This is a genomic window from Clostridium sp. Cult2, from assembly GCF_021655075.1.
Classification (GTDB): Bacteria; Bacillota; Clostridia; order Tissierellales; family Tepidimicrobiaceae; genus Schnuerera.
Genome location: NZ_PPXX01000053.1, coordinates 1 through 9,956 on the forward strand (window position 1 = coordinate 1; position 9,956 = coordinate 9,956).

Below are 9,956 nucleotides of genomic sequence, written 5' to 3' on the forward strand. Positions count from 1 at the left end.
GTTCATATTGATATAAAATATCCTTATGATTATGAAAAAATGGAACATGCAACGGGATATTTTGAAGATAAACATCCTCTTGATACATGGGAACAGATTAAAGATAATTTTATGAGATATAGCTACAATGAACTGGAATGCTCCCTTGTTTCTTACCAATCCTTTGAAGAAGTTTCACCAAAATGGGGAGATAAGTATGTGTTTGCCAATTTGTCAGGATTAACTCAGTACAGTGATGAGATTTCTGAATGGGATGTTTTTTCTCAAAAGGAAGGTAATTATATTTTGATTCCAGATAATGTAAACCAGCCAGAAATCATTAAGGAAATTATGGAAACTGGTAATTTGTTGGGATCGGATGAAGAAAATTTAGAAGGAATATTTACCTATAAAGAGGGACTTTCTGTTATAGCAGAAGGTCATCTAGATGGTGAATTTGTGGTAATTACAGGTGAAAGTGGGTGCGGTAAAACTACTTTACTGAATATGATTGGGGGACTTGAGCCTGTATCAAATGATAAAATAAATGTGGATGGATTGGATATTACTAATACTAAAAATCTTAAAAAGTATTATCGAAATACAGTAGGATTTGTTTTTCAAAATTTTGCTTTGGTGAAACAGAAAACAGTAGAAGAAAATTTGCTAATGGTTCATTCGAAAGGAAAATCTGGGATAATGGTAGAAGAAGCATTGGAATCTGTTGGTATGGAAGCCTCACTGAAACAAAAGGTTTATTCTCTATCTGGTGGTGAGCAACAACGTATTGCACTTGCTAGATTACGACTAAAGAACTGTCAGCTGGTCCTGGCAGATGAACCTACAGGTTCCCTTGACCGCAAGAACGGCCAAATGGTAATGGAAATTCTTCATCAATTAAATCAAGAAGGTAAAATTGTGCTAATGGTAACTCATGATGAAACATTAATACGGGAAAATGATCATTTAATTAAGCTATAAATTCAAAAGTTAGTATTGTAGACAACAGAATCAGAGAGGATTAAATTAAAGTTTAATCCTCTCTAAATTTATGCTTGAAATCAAAAAATAGCCTCAAATACTCAATAGAACCCATAATTTCTACCTGACCCTGCCTGTGGGGAATGTGCTATAATAATGACATGGGCATGAGATGTAGATAAATCAAGGGTTCCAAGTTCTATCCTAAAAAACTTAGATAATTTTTCAGAGGTCGTGTCACATATGTTTGACTTCTCTAGATATATATTTACATAAAATGTATTTAATAATTGACATACAGTATATACAGGTATATACTGTATGTAAGAAATAATTTTTAAAAAGAGGTGATTTGGATGAAGATTAATTTAGCTAAATGGGGTAATAGTGCAGCTATTCGCATACCAAAAACAATATTAGATGAATTAAATATAGATAGTAACAATTTTGAAAATATAAGCTTTAGTATTGAAATAGAAGGAGAAAAATTAATACTAAAAAAGAAACAGGGAAAAACAAAATTTGAAATTTTAGCTGAACAATCCAAAGGTGAAAAACTAAATCCAAAAATAGATATTGATTGGGGAAATCCTATTGGGAAAGAGGTATGGTAATAATTATGGCTAATTTAGATAAAAGTAATTTCAATAATTTAGAATTTGGTGATATAATTAAGATTAATTTTTCTCCATCTAAAGGACATGAACAAGGGGGATACAGACCTGGACTTGTAATATCGGATCCTATTACACAAAAGGAACTAAATGGCATAGTAACAGTAGTTCCAATAACAAATTCAACTAGTACTTTTTTTACCAGAGTAAATTTAGATGAATACAACATTCAAATTAAAGGCGATATTTTAATGGATCAAATTAAAGTATTGGATTTAAGTGAAAGACCATATGAATTTATAGAAAAGGCACCCAAAGAAGCATTGAATAAGTGTAATATTATTTTTAATGCAATTTATGAGAAAATGTTAAACTCTTGATTTTCTAGTGATGAACATAAGTATATTAATATAAAATAAGCATAATAGTATTTTGAAGGGGGCCAAGGCTATGAAGCATATATTAAGAAAAGATATTAATCTAGGTTTAATATTTGTTGTACTATCTGTAGTCACAATGGTTGGGGGTTTTATTAAATGGCCATTGTTCATTTTTGCTGGAACTTTTCTAATATCTTATATTAGCTTAGATAAAAAGAGATTAAGATGTCCAAATTGTGGAGGATATGAAAATCTTGATAGGCTAATGTATGCCAAGAATCATGTATTTCATTGTAAACATTGTGGTGAAAAGATAAATATACTATGATGTTTAGTATTTTAATTAATAAGATTATTATAAAGTTAAGATACATCATTTATATTTAAAGTACAGTGATAGTATTATGCGTAGCAAAGAAAAATCTTATTATGAAGGGAGATAGGTTATTATGGTGAATAATGAACAAAGACAGGGTTTCCTAGGTTTCCTTGGATTTATGGGTTTTCGATACTTTGATACAGGTAACGTTTTGTATTTATTACTTTTTTCATTTTTTCTCTTTTTCTTATATTTTATTACTCCAACAGGAAAAAGACTTAAGAAAAGTAATGAATAAAGGCTTCAAAATGATACACTGAATTATTTACTTTGCTGTGCATTCTTTATTTTAAACGTCTTACCATGAAAAATATTAACACCTTAATTTTTTCCAAATCAGCAAATAACTAACTACCAAGTATAACCCCTCGTGTCAAAGTAATGACATGAATAAATCTTAAGAATTCTAAAAACATTAAATGTTACTAGACAATATAAACAACAGTCTTAGAGAAGATAGAGATAGATTAAATCTTCTCTAAATTTTTATATAAAATTATGAAAAATAGTAAGAAAACCTTATTTTCCATCCGACCCCGCTCCTAGGGAACATGCTATAATAATGACACGAGCATGAAGTATTGATAAATCAAGAGGCTTGAAGCTCTATCCTACGAATGTTTTGAAAATATATGATTTTATAAATAAATATTGATATAATTGTGTACATAAGCATGAAATTATAAGAAATATACATTTTAATATGATTTCTATTTTGCTTATAATGAAATTTTGAAAGGAGTGGTCCTTTATGAAAATAAAGTATTTAATAATTCAAAAGTGGCGGGAGGTAGCACTCTAAAATAGCCTCCAATATAAATATGGAGGATGAAAATGAAAGAAAAGAATCTAGAAATTCAAGTTGTTAATTCTGAGGAAGAATTTAATCTATTTTGGAATATGCATCATGAGTATATGAACAGGGATATATTTCCCAATGATGAATTAGGTTTAGAAATAACAGAAAAGGATGAGCTAGACTGGGAGGCTTATAGTATCAATGTACATGATTGTAAAGAAAGGGGAATTACATCTGCACTAGATTTAGTTAGATGTACTGTTCCAAATGAGGTGTTTCAGTCAAAGTGGAATAAGTATTGTGATGACGTACATGATAAGCTATCTTACCAAAGAAACCCCTGTGATTATTCATCATTACCTTATTGGAAAGAGATTACATTTCAAAAACCAGATTATATTAAAATATTTCATGAGTATCAATGGATTAAATTACCAGAGAATAAAAAAGAAAATTTTAAAAAGGTAGATAAGTTTTTTAGAATTAAACATCCTTTAGAACAAATAGACATCCCAAATTTATCTAAAGGTTATAAATTTAGAACCTTTAATCCTGATAGTGAGAAGGATTATGATGTTGCCTTAAAGATAATAGAATTATCTTATTCCAATATAGATATAACAAAAGAGACCTTAAAAGCATATTTAAAAAGTGAAGTATATGAAAAGAATCTATGGGTATTTATTGATGAAATTAATAATAAGGAGAATATATCTGTAGCATTTGGTATGGCTGACTTGGATCCCTATATGAAAGAAGGAATATTAGAATGGATACAAGTTTTGCCTGAATATAGGAGAAAAGGCTTTGGAAAAGCTTTAGTCTGTGAATTATTGACAAGGATGAAAGGAAAAGCAAAATTTGCGACAGTATCTGGAGATTGTAATAATATCAATAATCCAATAAATTTATATAGAAAATGTGGCTTTATTGGTAATAGTATCTGGTATATTGCTTATGAGAGGTAAAGATGAAAGATTAATTAGGCTAAGTTATATAAATCAATGGGTTTGAAGTTCTATCCTAAAATACACTAAGAATTAATAAAAATGTAATGTAGTGAAATAATTACTTATAGATTATTATATACAGAAAATTATGATATAATAATTACAGGGTGCAGAAAGGTAGGAAAACAATATATAAAATTATGTTTTGAAATCTACCTTTTAATGTAATACAATATAAATATACCAGAAAATCGGACTATTTATACAAAAAGGGAGGGTTATAATTGATTAATAAAGAAATATTAGCAAAGAAGATAGAAAAACTACCCCTTGATCTTTTAAAAGAAGTGGCTAATTATATTGATTATATAGAGTTTAGGGAGGCAAAAGATAATCAATTAGGAATACAGAATATAACATTAGCAAGTGAAAAGAGCCTATCTAAGGATTGGTTAAAACCTGAGGAGGACGAAGCATGGGAACATTTGTAAAGGGAGATGTGGTTGTAGTTCCATTTCCATTTTCAGACTTATCTAATTCTAAAAAAAGACCTGCCTTAGTTTTGACAAACTTAGAAGGAGATGATTTAATATTATCCCAAATAACAAGTCAAAATATATCTGATTCATATTCCATTAGTATAGAAACTGATGATATTGAAAATGGTAGTCTAAACAGGGAAAGTAACGTAAGGCCTAACAAGATATTTACTGCGGACAAAAATATAATGCTTTATAAAATTGGAAACTTGAATGATGAAAAAATGGAAGAAGTTATAAATAAGGTAATTGAAATATTTACAATGTAATTAACTTTATTGTTATTCAGGCCAAGGCTTGGGTAACTTTTTTGTTATGATATACTTTAAACCCTGATTATCTAGAATTTTAATTTATCCTCTAATGTATTTTGATCCATAAAAATTCAAATTAAAAAAGCAATGCTGATTTAAATGGCATTGTTTTTTTAATATTATGTCACAAAACCAAACTGGTTTACGTATTAGAAGTGAAGACTAGTTTTTAATTTAAAGAAGGGAGTATAAAGATGGAAGCAAATATATTGGATGAGTCTTTCTCTACTGGTGGAGAATATGAGCTGGAGTGTGCAATTGAATTGTATGGGCAACCATTGTTACGATATTGCCATAATATTCTCTGTGACTATCACAAGGCACAAGATGCAGTACAGATTACATTTATAAAAGCCTATAATAAAAGAAATAGTTTTAAAAAAGGTTATTCTTTGTCCACGTGGCTATATAGCATTGCCTATAATACTTGTATGGATATATTGAGAAAGAGAAAATTATTATTTTTTATACCGGAATCAAATAACAATACAGAAGATACTTCTACTGATTTTATAAGTGAGGATTTAAAAGAGGCACTTTTAAAATTAACAGGTGCAGAGCGTGCATTAATATTTAGTAGAGTTATTGATGAAAAAAGCTATAAAGAATTAGAAATGATTTATCAAGTTCCTGCTGCTACATTGCGAAAACAATATGAAAGAGCAAAAAATAAGCTTATAAAAGCTTTAGAAAAAAAGAATTCTTATTATAATAGATTGGAGGAATCTTAAATGAAATATGATCGTGATGAACAAATAATTAAAGCTAGGCTAAGTACTATCAAAACCCTTGAATATGATATTGCTACAGAGGTGAATAAAGAATTGAAACAAAAAGGTTTTATTATAAATAAGAGAAAACCTTTAAAAATCGCAATGGTAACTTGCATTTGTATAATGTTATCAGTTGGAGTATTAGCTGCCACTGTTCCAAGTTTTAATAAGATTGTATCAAAGATAAGTCCTGAGATAGCTCCTATACTTCAACCAATTGAAATGGTAAGTGAAGATAATGGAATTAAAATGGAAGTTGTTGCAGCATATAATGATGATGAAATGGCAGTGATTTACTTAACCATGCAGGACTTAACAGGAGATAGAATTGATGAATCCCTTGATTTATATAATTATACACTATCTGAAGGAGCACTTTTTAACTCTCAAATAATTGATTATGATGAAGAAACTAAAACAGCTACATTACGAATACAGGCTAATGGTGGAGAAAAAATGAATGGTAAAAAATTAAGTTTTGCTGTTAAGTCTTTTTTAAGTGGTTCTTTAGTATTTGATGAAGTAGAAACAGGAATTAATTTAATGGATATAGAAGATGATAGTTCACAAACTATACCACTAAATATGGAGCGTGTATCTGGTGGTAGTGGTACAATGTTTGACTTATGGGAGGAACAAGGCACAATACAGGTTTTAAAAGAAGATGAAATGAATATTTCACTTCCTCAGATTGACTTTATGTATATTTCCAATATAGGATATATTGATAATAAGCTTCATATTCAAACCAAATGGGTAGGGGGTGGTATTGACGATCATGGATATTTTTACTTTACCGATGCAGAAAATAATGCATTAGAACTTTACCCATCTACCGTTCATTTTGGTATAGATGAATTAGGAAACACTATGGATAGGGGAGATTATATTGAATATGTATTTGATTTAGAAGGAATAGATCCTAAGGAAGTATTTCTTAAGGGCTATTTTGTATCTAGTGGAAGATATACGGAAGGTAACTGGAAAACTAAATTTAAACTTCAGTCTGTAAATCCAGGAAAAGAAACAGAATGTAAATTGGATTTTGGAACTTGGGAGCTAGATCGTATTCAAGTTTCTCAAATAGGAGTTACCTTATTAGGTATGGGGGAATATGATGAGGAAAATAGTCCACAAATTCAAGTTAATATGACTGATGGAACGACACAAGAGATAGAATTATCTACTTCTTTTAGTCAAAATGAAAAAATAAGTCTTAAATACCTTTTAAATGCACCATTAGATAGTACAATGGTAGAATCAGTGAATATAAATGGAAAACTTATTAAATTAGATTAAGATACGATAAAATATAAAACTTGACTTTTATAGCAAAAACTAAGTGAAAAGGCCTGAACCTTAGAATTATTAAGGATTTCAGGCTTTAAATTTCTATTTTCAAAAAAATTGCTATTGAAGTAAACGGGACAGTAGGGATGGTTCTTACTGTCCCATTTATTCTGGCAAAGGAAGAACCTTCACTCATTCACGATATAAAAAGATTTAATAAAAGTCATACTTGGTGTATAATTATTAATATAATCTGCAATGAACATTGTTCATAAATTACATTAAGGAGTGGTAACTATGCAAGCAATTATGGAAACATTATTTGATGCTGTTTATTTAATCGGTGTTATTACATTGGGAACAGCAATGATAATTAAAAGTGGTAATAACAAACAATATAAATTATTTGGAATAATGGCTGTTTTACTAGGTACAGGGGATTCCTTTCATTTAGTTCCTAGGGCATATGCATTACTTACAACTGGTTTAGAAGCCAATGCAGCTGCTCTTGGAGTTGGTAAGTTTATAACTTCAATTACTATGACTATATTTTATGTAATCCTATATCATATATGGAGGCAACGCTATAATATTGAAGGGCGTAATGGATTAACATATATAATCTATGCTTTAAGTATAATACGAATAGGATTATGCTTCTTTCCACAAAATGACTGGTTAAACTATAATCCGCCAGTTTCCTGGGGAATATATAGAAACATTCCATTTTTAATTATGGGTATTATAATTATTGGTATTTTTTATTCTGAAGCCAAAAAACATGGCGATAATAATTTTAAATATATGTGGCTAGCAATTGTATTATCTTTTGCTCTATATATACCAGTTGTACTATGGGCAAATACAATTCCATGGATTGGAATCTTAATGATACCAAAAACCTTAGCCTATGTTTGGGTAGTGCTTATGGGATATAAAGAATTCAAAATGGGGCAGTAGGGACGGTTCTCGCTGTCCCATTTTCATTTATATATTGATTAATGGAAGTTACTTCTATAAAATAAATAATACAAGGCATAGAAAATACAATTTTTTCTATCCTGTTAATTATGGATATATTCTAAATACCAAAGCTAATGACGGTGAAAAAATAGAGGCTTATGTATTAGATGAATTTGAACCTCTCGAAAGGTTTAGAGGTAGAGTTATAGCTGTAATAATAAGAAAAGATGATAACGAAGACAAATTAGTAGTTGCTACTACATAGTACATATGCACGGAATATAGGAGAATAATCCGGCAAACAGGAATAATGACCAATTAAATATAAAATAAATTTTCTAGAAGTTGATGTAATTAGCTTATGTTAATCTCCTGTTAATATGGTACATTTATTGCATTAATAGGATGGTAAAAATATAAATGTTAAAAAGGAGGTTTAATTATGTTCAGAGAAATGAGAAGAAAGAAACAATTATTATCCAAAGAAGAGACAATAAAAATTTTAAAGTTATGCAGTTCTGGAGTTTTAGGTGTAATTGGTGACGATGGTTACCCGTATACAGTTCCAGTAAGTTATGCCTTTGAAGGTGATAAACTATTTATTCATAGCGCAAAAGTAGGGCATAAGATTGACAGTATAAAAAGGAATGATAAAGTGACATTTTGTGTAATAGAAAAAGACGAAGTAATACAAAAAACTTTTACTACCCATTTTCGCAGTGCTTCCATCTTTGGTAGAGCGAAGATTCTTACAGATGATTCTGATAGGCAATATGCTCTTGAAAGTTTAATTGAAAAATATTCACCTGACTATATTAAAGAAGGACAGCAAGAAATTGAAAGAGAATGGGATAGAGTATGTTTGATTGAAATTAAAATCGAACATATGACAGGTAAAGCTGCTATAGAAATTATAAATAGTATGAAGTAAACTAGTTTCCATTTTCATAACCAGGCAGTTGTAAAACCGGTATTCCATTAAAAAGGATAAGTTACCCATTTAATTGAACTAGGTTTTGGGCAGGAGTGATATGCTCTCCTTAGAGGATTTTCTATATATAAATAGAATAAATATAATAAGGAACTAAGTAGCAGAATTAGTTCATTAAACTTACCAAAGAGAGGGGAAAACATATGAAACTTTTTTTCATGTCAGACATACATGGTTCAGTCTATTATTTAAACAAAGCATTAGATAAATTCAAAGAAGAAAAAGCTGATTATATAGTAATATTAGGAGATCACCTATATCATGGAGCAAGGAATCCATTACCTAAAGAATACAATCCTAAACAAGTAATAGAAATTCTCAATAGTTTTACCGATAGAATAATTGCTGTAAGAGGAAACTGTGATAGTGAAGTAGATGAAATGGTACTACATTTTCCCATAATGGCTACTTACTCAACTATTCTATACAACAATAAGCGTTTGTTTTTAACCCATGGACATATATATAATGAAAACAATATGCCGAAATTAAGTAATGGAGATGTGTTTATATATGGGCATACTCATATACCTAAAGCAGAAAAAATGGGCAATATATATGTAATCAATCCAGGAAGCATTACACTACCAAAGGAAAATAATCCCCATACCTATGGAATATTAGAAGGGAAAACCTTTAAAATAAAAGACTTGGAAGGGAATACATATAAAGAGATTAACTTAGGATAGCAACACAGAGGGACGGTTCTCGTGTGTTCTTAATTAGGTTATTATTTAATCATATAATTTTCATATTAAACATGTAGGGAAGGACCCTTGTATCCTTCCCAATAAGGTGGTGAATATTAACTATGGAATGACCTCTCTACCTTATTATAGAAGGAATTATTACAAAATAAATGCTTTTAACTTAGAATTGCAATTCATCTCCCATTTATATAAATAGGTGTATTTGTCAACTGAAAACTATACCATATTTTAATCGAAAACTGGGCCAGTTGAAATAAAAAAAATTAATTACTTTTCTCTAACCACTCTTTAGTT

Annotated in this window: 14 protein-coding genes; all 14 read left to right on the forward strand. The window is 29.6% G+C overall.

Annotation, left to right across the window (positions count from 1 at the left end; all coding sequences use genetic code 11):
- Window positions 1-960 (forward strand): ATP-binding cassette domain-containing protein (locus C3E90_RS06005; protein WP_236914755.1); only part of this gene is annotated, 960 nt, incomplete at its 5' end.
- 356 nt (window positions 961-1,316) lie between these two features.
- Window positions 1,317-1,574: an AbrB/MazE/SpoVT family DNA-binding domain-containing protein gene (locus tag C3E90_RS06010; RefSeq protein WP_236914756.1), complete on the forward strand. Its 258-nt coding sequence runs from the start codon at window positions 1,317-1,319 to the stop codon at window positions 1,572-1,574.
- 5 nt (window positions 1,575-1,579) lie between these two features.
- Window positions 1,580-1,954, forward strand: coding sequence for a type II toxin-antitoxin system PemK/MazF family toxin (locus C3E90_RS06015; RefSeq protein ID WP_236914757.1), 375 nt, complete (start codon window positions 1,580-1,582; stop codon window positions 1,952-1,954).
- A 70-nt stretch (window positions 1,955-2,024) separates the two neighbouring features.
- Window positions 2,025-2,282: a hypothetical protein gene (locus C3E90_RS06020; RefSeq protein WP_236914758.1), complete on the forward strand. Its 258-nt coding sequence runs from the start codon at window positions 2,025-2,027 to the stop codon at window positions 2,280-2,282.
- Window positions 2,283-2,403: 121 nt separating this feature from the next.
- Complete coding sequence (locus C3E90_RS13590; RefSeq protein ID WP_442870568.1) at window positions 2,404-2,571, forward strand: DUF3796 domain-containing protein; 168 nt, start codon at window positions 2,404-2,406, stop codon at window positions 2,569-2,571.
- Between the two features lie 596 nt (window positions 2,572-3,167).
- The gene (locus C3E90_RS06025) at window positions 3,168-4,100 is read left to right on the forward strand and encodes a GNAT family N-acetyltransferase (RefSeq protein ID WP_236914759.1); all 933 of its coding nucleotides are present in this window, start codon (window positions 3,168-3,170) and stop codon (window positions 4,098-4,100) included.
- 266 nt (window positions 4,101-4,366) lie between these two features.
- Entirely contained in the window at window positions 4,367-4,573 is a 207-nt protein-coding gene (locus tag C3E90_RS06030; protein WP_236914760.1) for a DUF2281 domain-containing protein, read from the forward strand.
- Window positions 4,558-4,890, forward strand: a complete 333-nt coding sequence (locus C3E90_RS06035; RefSeq protein WP_236914761.1) for a type II toxin-antitoxin system PemK/MazF family toxin — start codon at window positions 4,558-4,560, stop codon at window positions 4,888-4,890. The genes C3E90_RS06030 and C3E90_RS06035 overlap by 16 nt, the downstream gene beginning before the upstream one ends.
- A gap of 239 nt (window positions 4,891-5,129) precedes the next feature.
- A complete protein-coding gene (locus C3E90_RS06040) occupies window positions 5,130-5,666 on the forward strand; it encodes an RNA polymerase sigma factor (RefSeq protein WP_236914762.1) in 537 nt (178 codons plus the stop codon).
- Entirely contained in the window at window positions 5,667-7,007 is a 1,341-nt protein-coding gene (locus C3E90_RS06045) for a DUF4179 domain-containing protein (RefSeq protein WP_236914763.1), read from the forward strand.
- 288 nt (window positions 7,008-7,295) lie between these two features.
- Window positions 7,296-7,958 carry a hypothetical protein gene (locus C3E90_RS06050; RefSeq protein ID WP_236914764.1) on the forward strand — a complete coding sequence of 221 codons (663 nt, stop codon included), beginning with the start codon at window positions 7,296-7,298 and terminating at the stop codon, window positions 7,956-7,958.
- Between the two features lie 34 nt (window positions 7,959-7,992).
- The gene (locus tag C3E90_RS06055; protein WP_236914765.1) at window positions 7,993-8,226 is read left to right on the forward strand and encodes an inorganic diphosphatase; all 234 of its coding nucleotides are present in this window, start codon (window positions 7,993-7,995) and stop codon (window positions 8,224-8,226) included.
- Between the two features lie 177 nt (window positions 8,227-8,403).
- Window positions 8,404-8,892: a pyridoxamine 5'-phosphate oxidase family protein gene (locus C3E90_RS06060; RefSeq protein ID WP_236914766.1), complete on the forward strand. Its 489-nt coding sequence runs from the start codon at window positions 8,404-8,406 to the stop codon at window positions 8,890-8,892.
- 203 nt (window positions 8,893-9,095) lie between these two features.
- The gene (gene yfcE, locus C3E90_RS06065; protein WP_236914767.1) at window positions 9,096-9,641 is read left to right on the forward strand and encodes a phosphodiesterase; all 546 of its coding nucleotides are present in this window, start codon (window positions 9,096-9,098) and stop codon (window positions 9,639-9,641) included.
- Window positions 9,642-9,956: the final 315 nt, after the last annotated feature.